Genomic DNA, 16,044 nt, shown 5'->3' with positions numbered 1-16,044 from the left:
CGACAGGCTCAGCCCGAACGGAATTGTCAAAGGGCCGATCGCGTGAGACCCTTGCGAAACGTCAATGCTTCTTGAACAGGTGCAGCGCGGCGACGATGATGCCGCCGACGATCAGCCCGACAATCGCGCCGCCAATCGCGTTCACGGTCCAGTCGACCAGCGGGCCGACAGAGGGCAGGGCGCTGGCTGCGGCCTGCGCTGCGTGGTGGATCGTGCCGGGGATCGCATCCCAGTGAAATTCGTGCAGGCCATGGACGATCAGGCCGCCGCCGACCCACAGCATCGCGGCGGTGCCCACGACCGCCAATATGCGCATCAGGACCGGCATCGCCTTGACCAGGCCGCGCCCGATCGCACGGGACATGGCGGAGGCGCGGGTGGCCAGATGGAGGCCGATATCGTCCATCTTCACGATGAAGCCGACAACGCCATAGACGCCGGCGGTAATCAGGATGGCGACGACGACGAGGATGAGCGCCTGCTCCCAGATCGGTTCGGATGCGACGGTGCCGAGCGAAATGGCCATGATCTCGCCCGACAGGATGAAGTCGGTGCGGATCGCGCCCGACACTTTCTGGTTTTCAAGTTCGGTCGAGTTGAGGGTTTCCAGCGCTTCCTTGGCGACATCATGGCCGCCCTGCACGGCCTCCAGCAGCTTTTCCGCCGCTTCATAGCACAGGAATGCGCCGCCCAGCATAAGGAGAGGGGGCAGCAGCCAGGGCGCGACCGCACTGATCAGCAGCGCGGCGGGCAGCAGGAAGAGCAGCTTGTTGCGCAGCGATCCCTTGGCGATTTTCCAGATGATCGGCAGTTCGCGGTCGGGGGTGAGGCCCATGACATAGCGCGGGGTGACGGCGGTATCGTCGATGACCACGCCCGCGGCCTTGGTGCCCGCCTTGCCAGCGGCGGCGGCGACATCGTCCAGCGAGGTCGCGGTCAGCTTAACAATGCCCGCCACATCATCGAGCAGCGCGATCAGACCCGAAGGCATAGACAGTGATTCCCCTGTTTGGGCCGGTGCATCGACCGCCCGTCATGCCGCCTCAATAGGGGGCAGGCGGGGCAGGGGCAAGCAAGGGCGAGCGGCAGTATTTCAGCTTTTTCAATAGTTGCCCGGCGGGTCGCTGGCGGGGAAGGATTCGTCGGATTGTTCGTCGACCATGTCCCAGTCGCGCGCTGCCGTTTCCCCTTGCGGCCCGGCGTCGCGGACGACGCCCGACGAACCCACCGGCCCGCGATCGTCAAGCGGCTGCGCGGTGCCCATCCAGTCTCGCCATCCCTTTACCGCAAATGCGCCAAGCCCGGTGACGATGGCGAGTTTGAGCAGACCCTTCATGGCGCTCTCTCCTTTGGTTCTTGCAGATGGACCCAGTCGGCCCGGTTGCCGCCAACCGCATCGGGGGGCAGGCGGAACTCGCCTTCCTCGTCGGCGCCAGCGGGGGGCTGATCGTCGGCGGCTGGCTGGGTGACCGTCCAGCGTTCGCGCAGCGCCGCATCGATCATGCTTTCCCACATGCCCGCGTCCCCGACCGCGCGCATGGCGTCGTCGGGCTGTTTCAGGATCGCCAATATGCTGGCGGCATCCTCGACATGGGCGGGCCAGTCGTCCGGCGTGGCGGCGAGATGGCGGGCCAGGCGTTCGATGAGGGGGCGGTGTTCCATGACGGGGCAACGCGCCTTGTCAGCCTGCGTTCCGCGCCGTCATGACGCCAGCGCAATTATTCGCCCAGTCCGTCGAGCGCGGTGAAGCGTTGCGACCAGAGCGCGCCATAGACGGCCATCCATTGCACCACCGGGGCCAGCCCCTTTGCCCTGGCGCTATACCAGGTTTCGCGGCCCGTGCGGCGGGCGGTCACGAGCGCGGCGCGCTTGAGCTTGGCCATGTGGCGCGACACCATCGGCTGGGATACGCCGGAAATGGCGGTCAGGGCGTGGACACTCTGTTCGCCTTCGCGCACCAGATATTCCAGCAGGGCGCGGCGGGTGCCGTCCGACAGAGCCTTGAACTGGGCGTCGATGGTGGCGGGGGTATTGGCGCTGTTTGTCATCAGCGCGCCATAACCATAAGGTTATGAATTGGTCAAGCGGGAGGGCATTTTTGCCCATGCCGCACGCGTTAACCAAAAAAAGTCTGGCGGGCGATCGGCTGAGTCTTTTGAGTCACACTGGCCGATATTGAGTCCCACCAGCCCGCCGCGACTCAACATATAGTGGCTACCCGCTTCGTTCTGACCCATGTTAACCATTTCTAGAAAGGTTAACGCTAAGTCGCTGATCTTGACGGGAGTCTGCCGAGGACTCATCGCTGGGCCTCAGTACAAACGGGGGTTGCATTATGGGTGTCATGGAACGGGTCGCGCCGCGACGGAAAAAGGCGGTTGCGCTCGCACCAGTCACGATCGAGGCGGATCGCCTGCTGCGCGGCGACTGCATCGCCGAAATGGCCAAGCTGCCCGATGGCTGCATCGACATGATCTTTGCCGATCCGCCCTATAACCTCCAACTGGGTGGCGATCTGTTCCGGCCCGAAGGCGGGCGGGTGGACGCGGTCGATAATGACTGGGACAAGTTTGACACGCTGGGCGCCTATGACCGTTTCACCAAGGCGTGGCTGGCGCAGGCACGGCGCATATTGAAGCCCAACGGCACGATCTGGGTGATCGGCAGCTATCATAATATCTTCCGCGTCGGCACCGCGTTGCAGGATGAGGGCTTCTGGATCCTGAACGACATCATCTGGCGCAAGGCCAACCCGATGCCCAATTTCAAGGGCACGCGCTTTACCAATGCCCATGAGACGCTGATCTGGGCCAGCCAGGGCGAGGACGCCAAATATACGTTCAATTACAAAGCGATGAAAACGCTGAACGATGAATTGCAGATGCGGTCCGACTGGGTGCTGCCGATCTGTGGCGGACAGGAGCGGCTGAAGCGCAACGGGACCAAGGCGCACCCGACGCAGAAGCCGGAATCGCTGCTCTACCGGGTGATGCTGTCCTGCACGAAGCCGGGCGATGTGGTGCTCGATCCCTTTTTCGGCACGGGCACCACGGGCGCCGTGGCCAAGCGGCTGGGGCGCAAATGGATCGGCATCGAGCGTGAGGAGAGCTATATCGAGGTCGCGCTGGAGCGGATCGAGGCGGCGCTGCCGCTCGATGAATCATCGCTCACCATCATGCAGACCGCGCGGCAGCAGCCCAAGGTGGCGTTCGGTACGCTGGTCGAGACCGGCTATCTGAGCCCCGGCACGACGCTGAGCGACGTCAAGCGTCGCTGGACCGCCGTGGTCAGGGCCGACGGGTCGTTGAGCGTGGGCAGCGACACAGGATCGATCCACAAGATGGGCGCGACCTTGCAGGGCGCGCCGAGCTGCAATGGCTGGACCTTCTGGCATGTGGAGGTTGAGGGCAAGTTGCAGCCGATCGACACGCTGCGGCAGACCTATTTGCTGGCGAACGAGCCTTAAGATGACGGGGTGCTCCCGCGCAGGCGGGAGCCCAGCCCTGCCGACAGTTCTACCCTGAAGGGTCGGAACTGGGCTCCTGCCTTCGCAGGAGCACGGGATTGCGTTAAGGGCAGGCCGCCGGACCTGTCAGAAGGATAGTTGATGCTGCCCACCATTCCCGCCGACGCCCGGCTGTACCTGCGCCCGGTCTGGTTCGTGCCGTCGCCCTTTGGCCTGCCCGATGGCGCTGCTGCGCGGATGGGCAATGGGTTGCTGTGGTTCCAGGGTTATGAACTGACCGCCCTGCATGGTCGGGAGCGGGTGGCGCGTGTTACGGTTCCGGTCGCGGCGTTTGGCGATGCCATCGCGGCCCTGCCCGAACCGCTGGCGCAGCGGGCGCGGACGCTGGCCGCCAATATCTCGGCGCAGCGCGCCCCGCTGGTGCTGGGGGAGCGGACCATCCGTTTCGACGGGCCGCAGGTGATGGCGATATTGAACATCACGCCCGACAGCTTTTCCGATGGCGGCAAGCATGTCGGCGACCCGCAGGCAGCGGCGGACGCGGGCTTTGCCATGGCGGCGGCGGGGGCGGCGCTGGTCGATGTGGGCGGGGAATCCACCCGGCCGCGCGCGGAAAAATTATGGGAGGGCGATGAGATCGCCCGTGTCGTGCCGGTCATCGAGCGGCTGGCCGCGTCTGGCGTGCCGGTGTCGATCGACACGCGCAAGGCGGCCGTGATGGAGGCGGCGCTGGGCGCAGGCGCGAAGATCGTCAATGATGTGAGCGCCCTGCAACATGATCCGCGCGCGATGGAGGTGGTCGTGGCGGCGGGCTGTCCCGTCATCCTGATGCACGCGCCATCCGCAGGCGATGATCCGCACGACAATCCTGATGGCTATGGCGATGTGGTGGCGGACGTGTTCGACCATCTGGAGGCACGCGTTGCCGCCGCACTAGCCGCCGGGATTGCCCGCGACAGGATCATGGTCGATCCGGGGCTGGGCTTTGGCAAGGGGCTGGCGGACAATCTGGCGCTGGTCAACCGCCTTGCGACCTTCCAGGGGCTAGGCGTGCCCGTGCTGTTCGCGGGCAGTCGCAAGCGGCTGATCGGCGCGCTGTCGAACGAAGCGCCCGCGTCCGACCGGCTGGGCGGCTCGATCGCGCTGGCGTTCCGCGCGGCGGAGCAGGGCGCGCAGATGGTGCGGGTGCATGATGTGCGCGAAAGCGTGCAGGCGCTGCACCTGTGGCGCGGGCTGGCCGACGCGGGGTTGAGCGCGATTTAAGTCACAGGTGGGATTTAAGGCGCGGTCGGCTTGGCGGCTGCGCTGTTGCCCGCTTCCGCTGGAGCCGCTTCCGCTTCGTCCTTGGGCGGGAAGATGCGCATGCTGTCCAGCGTCTTGTCGACGATCGGCAGATATTGTTCGCTCAGCATTTCGGGATAGACGAAGGTGGCGGTCACGATCGAACCGTTGGGCTGCTTGAGCAGGCGGACCGCGACATTATTGCCTTCGCCGTCATTGGCGGTGCCGCGATATTCATTTTCGCCGATATATTCGCCATCGACGCCTTCGGCCCCGCTGCTGACCGCTTCGACGATCTGCTTGAGCGTTTCGTCATTATCATTCTTTTGCCAGAATACGCGCACGTCCGCGCCCGCGCCCTTATCTTCATAGATTGCGCCGTCGGCGGTGCTGCCCTCTGCATTTTTCGTCCAGCCTTCAGGGAAGCTGATCGAAAAGCCGCGTTCCAGATTGACGTAATTGCGCGGCTCCGCCTCGTCAGCGGCCTGTTGGCTGGCCAGCGCGCTGGCAGCGGCGGCATTGGCGGCGGCGGCCAGCTCCTCCTGGCTTGGCATGTCGGCCACCGGTTCGGTGCGGCCGCAGGCGGCGAGGAGCAGGATGGGCAGGCAGGCGGTGAGGGCGGCGTGTTTCATGCGCCGATCCAAAGCATAGGCAGCATGAGAATACAACGGTCGAGCGATGGGGAGCAGGCGATGGCGCGTCGGTTTACGCCGCGCTGTCGATGCCCAGTTCGGCGAGCTTGCGGTAGAGGGTCGATCGCCCGATGCCCAGGCGACGGGCCACTTCGGTCATGCGGCCGCGATAATGACCGATGGCGAGGCGAATGACATCGGCTTCGATCTCGGCGAGCTGGCGCACATGGCCGTCGCCTTCGAACAGGGTGATGCCTGCGCCGTCGCGGTGCGGCTGGCTGGCGGCGCGCGGGCGGATGGTGAGGCGGTCGATCGGCTCGCCGGTCCTGATCTGGGCCGCGATCTGCGGAAAATCCTGCGGCGTCAGCGCGTCGCCATCGCACAGGACGGCGGCGCGGAAGAGCGCGTTCTGCAACTGGCGGACATTGCCCGGCCAGCCATGCTGCATCAGCAACGCCAGCGCATCGTCGGTCAGGCCCAGGCTGCGCAGACCCGGCTGGGTCGCGATTCGCGCGAGCAGATGGCGGCAGAGCGCGGGAATATCCCCCATCCGTTCGCGCAGCGGCGGGATGGTCAGCTGGACGACGTTCAGGCGGTAATAGAGATCCTCGCGGAAGCGACCGGCCTCTATTTCCTCGATCAGGCGCTTGTTGGTGGCGGCGATGACGCGGACGTCGACATGGATCGGGCGGCGCGCGCCGATCGGCTGCATTTCGCCATCCTGTAGCACCCGCAACAGCTTGACCTGTGCGTCCAGCGGCATTTCGCTGACTTCATCCAGAAAGATGGTGCCGGTGTCGGCGCTGGCGAATTTGCCGACATGGCGGTCGAACGCGCCGGTGAAGGCGCCGCGTTCATGGCCGAACAGTTCGGATTCGACCAGGTTGGCGGGAATCGCGCCGCAATTGACCGTGACCATCGCCTGTTTGTGGCGGGGGGATGCCGCATGGATGGCGCGCGCGATCACATCCTTGCCGACGCCGCTTTCGCCCTCGATCAGGACTGGCACGCGGGCGCGGGCCGCCTTGGCCGCGATGGCGAGCGCGGCGCGGAATTGCGGGGCGGAGCCGACCACATCCTCGAAAGAAAGGGGAGCGGTGATCTTTTCGGTGAGCGGGCGCAGTTCGCCATGGGACGCCCCTTCGCTGATCGTCGCGTTGAGCGCCGCGAGCAGCCGTTCGGGCGCGATCGGCTTCGACAGATAATCGGTCGCGCCCGCGCGCATCGCCTCTACGGCAACGGCGACATTATTGTGGGCGGTGAGAATCAGGATGGGCAACGCGGGGCGACGTTCGCGAATCTCGCGGATCAGACCCGCGGGTTCATAGTCGGGGCTCCACTGGTCAAGAATGATTGCATCTAGCTGCATCCCGTCCTGGGTGCCCAATGTGGCTATTGCGGTTTCGCCGTCGCCCGCAAAGATCGTCCGCCATCCGGCACGCGCGGCCAGCGCCGAAACCAGCCGTCTTTGCGCCGGTTCGTCGTCGATCAGCATCAGCATCGGTATGCCGTCGCGCGCCATCTATACCCCTCAATAGAAACAGGTGACCTATGGTAAGGACGGGGGGTAAAGGCGGCCTTAACCGCGAAAGATTTTCTTGTGCCCGTGCGGGTTGAGGGGGTGCGCGGGACAGGATAAGAGGTTCGCCACAACCGCCACAGAAGGGGACCGGACATGGCGTCTGACGGAAATATCAAGAAAGCGACCGAAACCTATGCCGGATTTGTCGGCGTGATGAAGTGGGGCACGATCGCATCGATCGCGGTGGCCGCGCTCGTGGTGCTGCTGATCTCCAGCTAGGTCGATCACGCACGAACAGGAGGGGATGCCATAATAATGAAGATAGCGGTACTGAAGGAGCAAGCATCGGGCGAGCAGCGCGTTGCGGCGACACCGGAGACGGTGAAGAAATTTATTGGTCTTGGCGCGCAGGTTGCGGTGGAGACAGGGGCTGGCGTGACGGCGTCTGTGGCCGATGCGGACTATGCCGCTGCCGGGGCAAGCGTTGGGGATCGGGCCGCGACGGTGGCGGGCGCGGACATTGTGCTGGGCGTGCAGGGGCCGGATGTGGCGAGCATTGCCGGCGCCGGTCCGGGTGCCTGGATCGTGGCGGGGCTCAACCCCTTTGGCGAGCGGGCGCGGGTCGATGCCTATGCGGCGGCGGGCTATGAAGCGCTGGCGATGGAATTCATGCCGCGCATCACCCGCGCGCAGTCGATGGACATATTGTCGTCCCAGTCGAACCTGTCGGGCTATAAGGCGGTGCTGGATGCCGCCAGCGAATATGGCAAGGCCTTTCCGATGATGATGACGGCGGCGGGCACAGTGTCTGCCGCGCGCGCCTTCATCATGGGCGTGGGCGTGGCGGGCCTTCAGGCGATCGCCACGGCGCGCCGCCTGGGCGCGCAGGTGAGCGCGACCGACGTGCGCGCCGCGACCAGGGAGCAGATCGAATCGCTGGGTGCCAAGGCGATCTTCGTCGAGAAGGTCGCGGGCATCGAGGGCGAAGGGTCCGGCGGCTATGCGACGGAAATGTCGGATGAATATAAGGCGGCCCAGGCCGAGCTCATATCCTCGCACATCGCCAAGCAGGACATCGTCATCACCACCGCGCTTATTCCGGGCCGCCCCGCGCCGCGCCTGATCACCGACGCGCAGATCGCGTCGATGAAGCCGGGCAGCGTGATCGTCGATCTTGCGGTCGAGCAGGGCGGCAATGTCGAGGGCGCAGTGGCGGGCGAAGTGGTGATGCGCCACGGCGTCAAGATTGTGGGCCATCGCAACGTGCCTTCGCGGCTGGCCACCGATGCCTCGGCCCTCTTCTCGCGCAACCTGTTCAACTTTCTGTCCGCCTTCTGGGACAAGGACAAGGGTGCGCCGGTGCTGGACGAGGAAATCGGCAACGCCATCCGCCTGACGCAGGGCGGCAAGGTCGTGAACGAGCGATTGTTGGCCAGTTGATGGCGGATTTGGTCCCTGTCCTCCCCTGCAAGGGGAGGGGGACCGCCAGCTTGCTGGTGGTGGAGGGGTGTCACCCTCTCGATAGCGTGACACCCCTCCGTCTGGCTGCGCCAGCCACCTCCCCTTGCAGGGGAGGATGAGGGTGCTGCAAGGGCAGGTGAACAAGGCACGGCAGCTTCGCAAGGCCATGTCCTTGCCCGAAGTGAAGCTATGGCAGGGGCTTCGCGGACGTCCTGAAGGTTTCAAGTTTCGCCGCCAGCACCCCTCTGGTCCCTATGTCGCTGATTTTTATTGTCACGAAGCGCGGCTGGTGGTCGAGGTAGATGGCGAGGCACATGGCCGGGGCGATGCGCCGGTAAAGGATAAACAGCGTGATAGCTGGTTTGCGGCAAAAGGACTGACAGTCCTTCGCATACCGGCCATCGCAATTTTGAACGATCTTGACACAGCTGTCGCCGGGGTAGTCGCGATGGCGCAAGAGAGGATAGGGGAGGACTAGAATGGACTTTATTTCCATCCTGTCGGTTTTCGTGCTGGCATGTTTTGTCGGCTATTATGTGGTGTGGTCGGTGACGCCGGCGCTGCATACGCCGTTGATGGCGGTTACCAACGCCATTTCGTCGGTCATCATCGTGGGCGCGCTGGTCGCGTCGGCGGAAGCAGGGAGCGCTGCGGCCAAATATCTGGGCCTGCTGGCGGTCGTCTTTGCATCGGTCAACATCTTCGGCGGCTTTGCGGTCACCGAGCGGATGCTGGCGATGTACAAGAAGAAGGAGCGCAAGTGATGCATGAGATCGCACAGATCCCATGGGGCGTGAGCCTGGCCTATCTGGCCGCGGGCGTCCTGTTCATCCTGGCGCTGCGCGGGCTGTCCAGCCCGGCGACGAGCCGTCGTGGCAATCGCATGGGCATGATCGGCATGGCGATTGCGGTCGCCACCACGCTCTACACCCATGATGTGGTGAGCCTGCCCGAAATCATCGGTGCCATCGTCATCGGCGGCGGCATCGGCTTCATCATCGCGCGGCGGATCGCGATGACGGACATGCCGCAACTGGTGGCGGCGTTCCACAGCCTCGTCGGCATGGCCGCCGTCCTGGTCGGCGCGGCCGCCTTCCTCAATCCCGGTGCCTTCGGGATTTTGGACGTAGTGACCGGCGAAATCCACAATGCCAGCCGCATCGAAATGGGGCTGGGCGTGGCGATCGGCGCGATCACCTTCTCCGGCTCGGTCATCGCCTTCCTCAAACTCAACGGCAATATGTCGGGCAAGCCGATCATGCTGCCCGCCCGCCACCTCATCAACTTGGGCACGCTGGCCGCAATCCTGGGGCTGATCGGCTATTTCGTGACCGACCAGAGCCCGTGGATATTCTGGACGGTGACGGCGCTCAGCTTCATCATCGGCTTCCTGCTGATCATCCCGATCGGCGGGGCGGACATGCCGGTCGTTGTGTCGATGCTCAACAGCTATTCGGGCTGGGCCGCCGCGGCGATGGGCTTTACGCTGGGCAACAGCGCGATGATCATCACCGGCGCGCTGGTGGGCTCTTCGGGTGCGATCCTGTCCTACATCATGTGCAAGGCGATGAACCGCAGCTTCATCAGCGTCATCGCGGGCGGCTTTGGCGCCGATGCGGGACCGGCGGGCGCAGGCGGGCCAGTGATCGACCGCGCCTACAAGCGCGGATCGGCCGAGGACGCCGCGTTCCTGATGAAGCAGGCCGACAGCGTCATCATCGTGCCGGGTTACGGCATGGCGGTGAGCCAGGCGCAGCACGCGCTGCGCGAGATGGGCGACCTGCTCAAGGCCGAAGGGGTGAAGGTCAAATATGCGATCCACCCCGTCGCGGGTCGTATGCCGGGCCATATGAACGTGCTGCTGGCCGAAGCGAATGTCTCCTATGACGAGGTATTCGAACTGGAGGACATCAACAGCGAGTTCGCCCAGGCCGACGTCGCCTTCGTCATCGGCGCGAACGACGTCACCAACCCGGCGGCCAAGACCGACAAATCGTCGCCCATCTACGGCATGCCCATCCTGGACGTCGCCAACGCCAAGTCGGTGCTGTTCGTCAAGCGATCCATGGGCGGGGCTGGCTATGCCGGCGTCGACAATGAAGTCTTCTACATGGACAACACCATGATGCTGCTCGCCGACGCCAAGAAAATGGTCGAGGAAATCGTCAAGGGACTGGCGCACTGATAGCGACCTTATTTCCCGTCATTCCAGCGAAGGCTGGAATCTCTCTTTTCTTTCGCTATCAGGCAGAAGAGAATTGAGATCCCGGCTTTCGCCGGGATGACGGGATAGGGGTGACAATGCACAAACTTGGCCTGATCGGCGGTCTTAGCTGGACGTCAACCGCCCGCTATTATGAGATCATCAACCAGGCGGTGCATCGTGCGCGTGGCGGGCAGCATAGCGCGCCGCTGCTGATCGAGAGCCTGGACTTTGCGACCGTTGCGGCCTGCACCAGCGATGAGGAGTGGGACAGCGCGGCGGACGTGCTGATCGCGGCGGCGCGGCGGCTGGAAACGGCAGGCGCGGGCGCGCTGCTGATCTGCGCCAATTCGATGCACCGCGTCTATGACCGGGTGCAGGGCGCGGTGCATGTGCCCATCCTGCATATCGCCGAGCGCGTCGGCAAGAAGATGCAGGCCGACGGCGTCGAAAAGGCCGCGCTGATCGGTACGCGCAACGTGATGACCGAGAAATTCTACCGCCAGCGGCTGGTTGCGCATGGCGTGTCGCTGCTGCCCCCCGACATGGAACTGGCCGACCGGATCGACCGCATCGTCTATGACGAGCTGACTGTCGGCAAGATCAGCCGCGAATCCGAACGCTATATGAAGTCGGAAATGACCGACATCGCCAAGCAGGATGTGCAGGCGGTTGTGCTGGCCTGCACCGAGCTGGAACTGATCGTCGACGTAAAGGCCAATGTGCTGCCGATCTACGACTGCACGTCGATCCATGCCATGGCCGGGGTCGAGTTCATCCTGGGCTAGAGGGACAGCCTTCAGTCAGGCTGCCATCCTCGAACAGCCAGATCATCGCGTCGTCGCGATCGGTAAAGACCTGGACATGAGGGCGTCGCAAGGCGCTCCCTGTTGCCAGGGAGGCGCGCCAGCACGGCCTTAGCGAACCGCCGTCCATGTCTGCGTCTTGCAGAAGAAGGCGATGCAGCCCTGGACTTTCAGGGTGCCATCGGCGTTGCGGCTGATTTTGGACGTGTAGCTTTTGCCGCTTTCCGGGTCGTAGATCGTGCCTTTCCAATGACTGCCGGCGTCGCCAAAGCCGGTCAGCAGGGGCAACCCAACGAGCGGGCGGGAGCGCAGCGCCGGGTCGGCATTTTCGACATCGGTATTCGGGCGGCCCGGCGTGGGTTTTAGGATTTTTTCGATTTTGCCGCAGAGGCTTTTGCCGCACTGGGCGATGTTGACGATGGCTTTGGCCTCGACAGTGGCCCAGCGACCTATGACGGGCTGCGCGGCATAAGCGGGCAGGGTGGTGGCCGTGGTCAGGGCGGCAAGGGCAATGGTGGCAGCTTTCATGCGATCCGTTTCTCCATATCTTTTGCCGGAAGATATGCCGCAAATCGCGACGCCCGCCACCGCCTTTTTTTGGCGGAAGCGGGCGTTTTGGTTGGGAACGCTACGGCAGCGGGCCGCCGTGCGCCGGAATTTTCAGAAGGCCGTGCTGATCGAGCAGGCCGCCGGGCCCAGGATGACGACGAACAGGGTCGGCAGAATGAAGAGAATCAGCGGCACGGTCATGATCGCGGGCAGGCGCGCGGCCTTTTCTTCGGCGCGCATCATGCGCTCATGACGGAATTCGGCGGACAGCACGCGCAGCGCCGAAGCGAGCGGGGTGCCGTATTTTTCGGTCTGGATCATGGTGGTCACCACGCCCTTGACCGCGTCCAGCTTGACGCGGGTGGCGAGATTTTCGAACGCCATGCGCCGTTCGGTCAGGAAGCTGAGTTCGATCGCGGTCAACTGAAACTCGTCGCCAAGCTCAGGATAGGCCTTGCCCAGTTCGCGCGCCACGCGGTTGAAGGAGGCATCGACGGTCAGGCCTGCTTCGGCACAGATGACCAGCAGGTCGAGCGCGTCGGGCAATCCCTTGCGGATCGCGGCGGAGCGCTTCTGCACCTTGTTGTCGATGAAGATGTCAGGGGCTTTGTAGGAAAGCAGCAGCGCGATCGCGAAGGCGAAAAAGCGCTTCACCGGTCCCCATTCCGGCTCGATGCCGACGCCATAGAGCAGCAAGGCCGCTGCGCCGCCGATGACGATCGGCATGATCATGCGGCCAAAGATGACGGCGACGGCCATGTCCTTTGACCGGATACCGGCCTGCGCCAGGCGAATTTGCGCGTCCTTGAGCTGGTCGTCCTGCAGAACCTTCAGGCTCGACAGGAAGGAGCGCATATGGTCCGTCGTCTGGTTGCGCTGGACAAGCTTTGCGCGACGCTTGGCGGTCGATGCGGTGATGCCCGCCTTCAACTGTTCGCGACGATCGTTAAGCGCCTTGACCCGCTTGGCCATCGGATCGCGCACGGTCATGATCGCATAAAGGGCGAACAGCATGGCAAGCGTCGCCAGCGCGGCGAGCAAGGTTCCAAAATCGGTGGCGGTCATGCCGAAAAGTGTGCCGGCAGGGGTAGGGGCGTCCATGTCTCTTATCCCCGATCAGATTTCAAAATTGACCATCTGGGCCATGATGAAGGCGCCAATCGCCATCCAGCACATGCCCCCGATGCCGATCACCTGCATCAGCGAAAGCCCGAAAATGCCCGCCGGATCGGGCGTGAAGAAGGGGCTCATATAGTTGAAGTTGATGTAGCAGATCATGAAGAATACGAGGAAGGGCAGGCAGCCGATAATGTAGGCTGACGCCTTTGATTCCGACGACATGGCGCGGATCTTGAGCTTCATCTGCGCGCGCTGGCGCAGCACGGTGGCAAGGTTCGACAGGGTTTCAGCCAGGTTGCCGCCGGTTTCCCGCTGGATCGCGAGCGTGATGACGAAGAACTGGAATTCGGGCGTGCCGAGGCGATCGGCGGTTTCCTGAAGCGCCTGCTCCATCGTCTTGCCGATCTTGATCCGTTCGGTGATGAGCTTGAATTCCTCGCCTACTGGCCCTGGAATTTCGCTCGACACGATGCCCAGCGTTTCAGCGATGGGGAGGCCGGAGCGCAGGCCGCGCGTCAGCAGTTCAAGCGCGTCGGGGAATTTGGCGTTGAAGCGGTTGATCCGCTGCTTGATCAGGCGGCTGACCCACCAGTGCGGCAGGAACAGAGCGGCGGCCATGCCGACCATGACAGCCATGAGGAACGGAAAGCCGCGCACCATAAGGAACGCCGACAGTAGCAGGAATATGCCCGCGCTGGCGGTCATATACTGGCTGAGCGTCCATTTCTTGCCGGTCATCCTGATCCGCTTGGTCAGATTTTCCGGATTGGGGATCAGCGACACCAGCATCTTGGCTTCCACGCCGGTCGACCGGTTCGTGATCGCCTTGCGCATCCGCGCTTCCAGCAGCGCTTCTGCCGAATCGCTGTGACGGCCGCGGATCATCGCGACCCGGCGCTTGCGCGCCTTTTCCGGCGACGGACCGGCGAACGCTATGATGGCCATGCCCAACATGGTTGCCACCAAAACCGTTATCAGGATGAAATTGCCGTCCATCTGTTCGCCTATTCCCCAGTCAGCGCCGCCGCCCGGTCAGGCGGCGGACGCGATCAATCTTCCAGTGCGGCCGTCTTGGCCTTGCGGCGAGAGGGCATCATGTTGCGGAAGTCGCCGATCTTGCCGAGCAGGGAGTCGCCCTTCTTGCGCGGTGCCGCAGCGCCGGTGGCGCCATCGCCCGCATCGGCCGCGCCAAGCACCTGGTCGAGCAGGGCGGTGCAGGCTGCGCCGACCTTGCTGCCCTTGGCGGCTTCGGCCAATGTTTTGCCGAGCTTTGCCGCCTGCGCGCCAATCCGCAGGTCGAACGGGATGAGGACGTCGACCTTGCGTTCGATCGAGGTTTCGAAATCCTTGCGGCTGATTTCGGGCGAGCCGGGATGGACGCGGTTGGCGACCACCAGCACACGCGATTGCGGTGCGTTGCTCTTGAGCCAGGACAGGATGCGGATCGTGTCGCGTGCCGCCGCCAGCGTCAGTTCGGTCACGACCAGCGTGACTTGCGCGTCGGTCATGAGATGCGGATGCTGGATCAGCATGTTGCGCGGCAGATCGACGACGCTGCATTCAAACACCTGCCGGAATTCTTCCAGCAATTGATAGAAGGCGCCGCCATCGGTCATCATCGGCTGGCTGATCGGCGCTTCGGCAGACAGGATCGCCAGCGTGTCGCTCGCCCGCACCATGGCGCGTTCGATGAACAGGCCGTCGATGCGGCTGGGATTGTCGATCGCGTCGGTCAGGCCACGACCCGGTTCCAGGTCCATCGCCAGCGCATTGGTGCCGAAATGGACGTCGAGGTCGAGCAAGGCGGTCGGACGCTTCTTCTTGTCCGAGAGCATCCATGCCAGCGAGGTGGCGATGCTGGACGCGCCCACGCCGCCGCGCGTGCCGATGACCGCAACGGTCATGTGCGGGCGTTCGGGCGCAGCGTCGCGCGGGGCCATGAACACGGCCTGCGCATTGGCCAGCGCGTCGCGCAACTGGTCGGCGCCAAACGGCTTGAGCAGATAATCCTGAATGCCGCTGGCCACCAGATCGCGATAGAGGCGAACGTCATTGACCTGGCCCGCCGCGATCACGACGGTGCCGGGTTCGCACACTTCCGCCAGGCTGTTGATGTCATTGAGCGGATCGCCGCTTTCGGACATATCGACGAACAGGATTTGCGGCGATGCAGTGATCGACAGGCTCTGGACTGCGTTGCGCATCCCGCCCTTGTTCACCTTTTCCGGTGCCCAGCCCAGTTCGGCGCAGACCGAACGGATCAGATCATAGCTGTGATCGTCGCAGACGAAGGCGTGAAACGGATCACGCTGACCATTGAAACCGGGTTTCCATGGGGCGTTCATGTTACTGGCCTCCTGCTGACATCTGCTTGAGATCGCCAGCGCCCGTTGGCGGCTTGTCGCGATAGGTGGAAATGGCGCGGTTCGACGTGGCCGTACGCAGATTGCTGTCGGTGCCCTGACCCCGGACGAGGTCTTCGGGGTTGGCGACCATCGCGGCCAGATTGCTGTTGGTGCCGCAGCCGAAATTGGACGTGGTGCCCAGATTCATGTCGGTTTCCTGCTTGCTGCTCCAGTCGGGGCAGCCAGGGACGCTGGCGGTGGCGCGGCGCACGATCAGGCGGACGCTGCCCTGGGGCGCATTGCCGGCGGCGGCTGAACTATCCTCTGCGACCAGCAGGCCGTGACGGGCGACGACATCGGCGATGCCCTCGCGAATGCCGGGGCTATAATAGCCAGCATCCGTGACGATCGCGACCTGATCGCCATAGCCAAGCCCGATCGAGGCGAACCAGTCGTTGAGACGGCCTGCTTCATAGGCGGACAGCGAGTCGCCGCTGGCCTGCACGTCGAACGTGTAGGCGGCGTAGCTGACAACCGGCTGATGCACCGATTCGACGCTGCGATTGGGGCTGTCAGTGACACAGCCAGCGAGCGGCAGCGCCAATATGGCGAGGGCGGTGAGAGTCTTGGCGGACAGATAGGTCATGTCTTTGGTCCTTC

19 protein-coding genes are annotated in these 16,044 nt (G+C 63.9%); 8 read left to right on the top strand and 11 right to left on the bottom strand.

The window, feature by feature from the left end; genetic code table 11:
* Positions 1-61: 61 nt before the first annotated feature.
* The 4 genes from FE851_RS09330 to FE851_RS09315 all read right to left on the bottom strand — a co-directional run bounded on the left by FE851_RS09330 (position 62) and on the right by FE851_RS09315 (position 2,048).
* A complete protein-coding gene (locus FE851_RS09330) occupies positions 62-991 on the bottom strand; it encodes a DUF808 domain-containing protein (RefSeq protein ID WP_145201871.1) in 930 nt (309 codons plus the stop codon).
* A gap of 111 nt (positions 992-1,102) precedes the next feature.
* A complete protein-coding gene (locus tag FE851_RS09325) occupies positions 1,103-1,336 on the bottom strand; it encodes a hypothetical protein (protein ID WP_017182048.1) in 234 nt (77 codons plus the stop codon).
* Positions 1,333-1,662 (bottom strand): hypothetical protein, encoded by a 330-nt coding sequence (locus FE851_RS09320; RefSeq protein WP_145201868.1) that lies wholly within the window; start codon positions 1,660-1,662, stop codon positions 1,333-1,335. The genes FE851_RS09325 and FE851_RS09320 overlap by 4 nt, the downstream gene beginning before the upstream one ends.
* A 56-nt stretch (positions 1,663-1,718) precedes the next feature.
* Positions 1,719-2,048, bottom strand: coding sequence for an ArsR/SmtB family transcription factor (locus tag FE851_RS09315; RefSeq protein ID WP_017182050.1), 330 nt, complete (start codon positions 2,046-2,048; stop codon positions 1,719-1,721).
* A 287-nt stretch (positions 2,049-2,335) separates the two neighbouring features.
* On the opposite strand from FE851_RS09315, the gene FE851_RS09310 reads away from it, so the two are divergent.
* Together FE851_RS09310 and folP are read left to right on the top strand one after the other, a co-directional pair.
* A complete protein-coding gene (locus tag FE851_RS09310; protein WP_017182051.1) occupies positions 2,336-3,466 on the top strand; it encodes a site-specific DNA-methyltransferase in 1,131 nt (376 codons plus the stop codon).
* 141 nt (positions 3,467-3,607) lie between these two features.
* The gene (gene folP, locus FE851_RS09305) at positions 3,608-4,729 is read left to right on the top strand and encodes a dihydropteroate synthase (RefSeq protein ID WP_145201865.1); all 1,122 of its coding nucleotides are present in this window, start codon (positions 3,608-3,610) and stop codon (positions 4,727-4,729) included.
* A 14-nt stretch (positions 4,730-4,743) separates the two neighbouring features.
* Here the strand turns inward: folP and FE851_RS09300 are convergent, their stop codons facing one another.
* Together FE851_RS09300 and FE851_RS09295 are read right to left on the bottom strand one after the other, a co-directional pair.
* The gene (locus tag FE851_RS09300) at positions 4,744-5,379 is read right to left on the bottom strand and encodes a hypothetical protein (RefSeq protein WP_145201862.1); all 636 of its coding nucleotides are present in this window, start codon (positions 5,377-5,379) and stop codon (positions 4,744-4,746) included.
* A 73-nt stretch (positions 5,380-5,452) separates the two neighbouring features.
* A complete protein-coding gene (locus FE851_RS09295) occupies positions 5,453-6,901 on the bottom strand; it encodes a sigma-54-dependent transcriptional regulator (protein WP_017182054.1) in 1,449 nt (482 codons plus the stop codon).
* Between the two features lie 153 nt (positions 6,902-7,054).
* On the opposite strand from FE851_RS09295, the gene FE851_RS09290 reads away from it, so the two are divergent.
* The 6 genes from FE851_RS09290 (at position 7,055) to FE851_RS09265 (ending at position 11,353) form a co-directional block, all read left to right on the top strand.
* Positions 7,055-7,180: an aa3-type cytochrome c oxidase subunit IV gene (locus FE851_RS09290; RefSeq protein WP_017182055.1), complete on the top strand. Its 126-nt coding sequence runs from the start codon at positions 7,055-7,057 to the stop codon at positions 7,178-7,180.
* A 36-nt stretch (positions 7,181-7,216) separates the two neighbouring features.
* A complete protein-coding gene (locus FE851_RS09285; RefSeq protein WP_145201858.1) occupies positions 7,217-8,341 on the top strand; it encodes an NAD(P) transhydrogenase subunit alpha in 1,125 nt (374 codons plus the stop codon).
* Positions 8,342-8,477: 136 nt separating this feature from the next.
* Positions 8,478-8,840, top strand: coding sequence for an endonuclease domain-containing protein (locus FE851_RS09280; protein ID WP_017182057.1), 363 nt, complete (start codon positions 8,478-8,480; stop codon positions 8,838-8,840).
* Between the two features lies 1 nt (position 8,841).
* The gene (locus FE851_RS09275) at positions 8,842-9,126 is read left to right on the top strand and encodes a proton-translocating transhydrogenase family protein (protein WP_006950157.1); all 285 of its coding nucleotides are present in this window, start codon (positions 8,842-8,844) and stop codon (positions 9,124-9,126) included.
* Entirely contained in the window at positions 9,126-10,547 is a 1,422-nt protein-coding gene (locus FE851_RS09270) for an NAD(P)(+) transhydrogenase (Re/Si-specific) subunit beta (RefSeq protein WP_107123655.1), read from the top strand. Before FE851_RS09275 ends, FE851_RS09270 begins: the two co-directional genes overlap by 1 nt.
* 116 nt (positions 10,548-10,663) lie before the next feature.
* Complete coding sequence (locus FE851_RS09265) at positions 10,664-11,353, top strand: aspartate/glutamate racemase family protein (RefSeq protein ID WP_017182059.1); 690 nt, start codon at positions 10,664-10,666, stop codon at positions 11,351-11,353.
* A gap of 129 nt (positions 11,354-11,482) precedes the next feature.
* Here FE851_RS09265 and FE851_RS09260 read toward each other — a convergent pair whose 3' ends face one another.
* The 5 genes from FE851_RS09260 to FE851_RS09240 all read right to left on the bottom strand — a co-directional run bounded on the left by FE851_RS09260 (position 11,483) and on the right by FE851_RS09240 (position 16,030).
* Entirely contained in the window at positions 11,483-11,899 is a 417-nt protein-coding gene (locus FE851_RS09260; RefSeq protein WP_145201855.1) for a DUF2147 domain-containing protein, read from the bottom strand.
* Between the two features lie 132 nt (positions 11,900-12,031).
* Positions 12,032-13,021 carry a type II secretion system F family protein gene (locus tag FE851_RS09255; protein ID WP_130752226.1) on the bottom strand — a complete coding sequence of 330 codons (990 nt, stop codon included), beginning with the start codon at positions 13,019-13,021 and terminating at the stop codon, positions 12,032-12,034.
* A gap of 15 nt (positions 13,022-13,036) precedes the next feature.
* Positions 13,037-14,035 (bottom strand): type II secretion system F family protein, encoded by a 999-nt coding sequence (locus tag FE851_RS09250; protein ID WP_107123653.1) that lies wholly within the window; start codon positions 14,033-14,035, stop codon positions 13,037-13,039.
* Between the two features lie 53 nt (positions 14,036-14,088).
* Complete coding sequence (locus tag FE851_RS09245; RefSeq protein ID WP_145201852.1) at positions 14,089-15,384, bottom strand: pilus assembly protein CpaE; 1,296 nt, start codon at positions 15,382-15,384, stop codon at positions 14,089-14,091.
* Between the two features lies 1 nt (position 15,385).
* Entirely contained in the window at positions 15,386-16,030 is a 645-nt protein-coding gene (locus FE851_RS09240) for a CpaD family pilus assembly protein (RefSeq protein ID WP_145201849.1), read from the bottom strand.
* Positions 16,031-16,044 lie beyond the last annotated feature (14 nt).

It is taken from the genome of Sphingobium sp. B2, assembly GCF_007693735.1.
GTDB classification, from domain to species: domain Bacteria; phylum Pseudomonadota; class Alphaproteobacteria; order Sphingomonadales; family Sphingomonadaceae; genus Sphingobium; species Sphingobium xenophagum.
Note: the sequence above shows the minus strand (reverse complement) of the source record. Positions and strands in the feature narration are given on the sequence as shown.

What these genes read in the sequence shown, in the direction of transcription:
- FE851_RS09330 (WP_145201871.1), bottom strand. Translation starts at nt 991, where the DNA reads ATGCCTTCGGGTCTGATCGCGCTGCTCGATGATGTGGCGGGCATTGTT.
- FE851_RS09325 (WP_017182048.1), bottom strand. Translation starts at nt 1,336, where the DNA reads ATGAAGGGTCTGCTCAAACTCGCCATCGTCACCGGGCTTGGCGCATTT.
- FE851_RS09320 (WP_145201868.1), bottom strand. Translation starts at nt 1,662, where the DNA reads ATGGAACACCGCCCCCTCATCGAACGCCTGGCCCGCCATCTCGCCGCC.
- FE851_RS09315 (WP_017182050.1), bottom strand. Translation starts at nt 2,048, where the DNA reads ATGACAAACAGCGCCAATACCCCCGCCACCATCGACGCCCAGTTCAAG.
- FE851_RS09310 (WP_017182051.1), top strand. Translation starts at nt 2,336, where the DNA reads ATGGGTGTCATGGAACGGGTCGCGCCGCGACGGAAAAAGGCGGTTGCG.
- folP (WP_145201865.1), top strand. Translation starts at nt 3,608, where the DNA reads ATGCTGCCCACCATTCCCGCCGACGCCCGGCTGTACCTGCGCCCGGTC.
- FE851_RS09300 (WP_145201862.1), bottom strand. Translation starts at nt 5,379, where the DNA reads ATGAAACACGCCGCCCTCACCGCCTGCCTGCCCATCCTGCTCCTCGCC.
- FE851_RS09295 (WP_017182054.1), bottom strand. Translation starts at nt 6,901, where the DNA reads ATGGCGCGCGACGGCATACCGATGCTGATGCTGATCGACGACGAACCG.
- FE851_RS09290 (WP_017182055.1), top strand. Translation starts at nt 7,055, where the DNA reads ATGGCGTCTGACGGAAATATCAAGAAAGCGACCGAAACCTATGCCGGA.
- FE851_RS09285 (WP_145201858.1), top strand. Translation starts at nt 7,217, where the DNA reads ATGAAGATAGCGGTACTGAAGGAGCAAGCATCGGGCGAGCAGCGCGTT.
- FE851_RS09280 (WP_017182057.1), top strand. Translation starts at nt 8,478, where the DNA reads ATGAGGGTGCTGCAAGGGCAGGTGAACAAGGCACGGCAGCTTCGCAAG.
- FE851_RS09275 (WP_006950157.1), top strand. Translation starts at nt 8,842, where the DNA reads ATGGACTTTATTTCCATCCTGTCGGTTTTCGTGCTGGCATGTTTTGTC.
- FE851_RS09270 (WP_107123655.1), top strand. Translation starts at nt 9,126, where the DNA reads ATGCATGAGATCGCACAGATCCCATGGGGCGTGAGCCTGGCCTATCTG.
- FE851_RS09265 (WP_017182059.1), top strand. Translation starts at nt 10,664, where the DNA reads ATGCACAAACTTGGCCTGATCGGCGGTCTTAGCTGGACGTCAACCGCC.
- FE851_RS09260 (WP_145201855.1), bottom strand. Translation starts at nt 11,899, where the DNA reads ATGAAAGCTGCCACCATTGCCCTTGCCGCCCTGACCACGGCCACCACC.
- FE851_RS09255 (WP_130752226.1), bottom strand. Translation starts at nt 13,021, where the DNA reads ATGGACGCCCCTACCCCTGCCGGCACACTTTTCGGCATGACCGCCACC.
- FE851_RS09250 (WP_107123653.1), bottom strand. Translation starts at nt 14,035, where the DNA reads ATGGACGGCAATTTCATCCTGATAACGGTTTTGGTGGCAACCATGTTG.
- FE851_RS09245 (WP_145201852.1), bottom strand. Translation starts at nt 15,384, where the DNA reads ATGAACGCCCCATGGAAACCCGGTTTCAATGGTCAGCGTGATCCGTTT.
- FE851_RS09240 (WP_145201849.1), bottom strand. Translation starts at nt 16,030, where the DNA reads ATGACCTATCTGTCCGCCAAGACTCTCACCGCCCTCGCCATATTGGCG.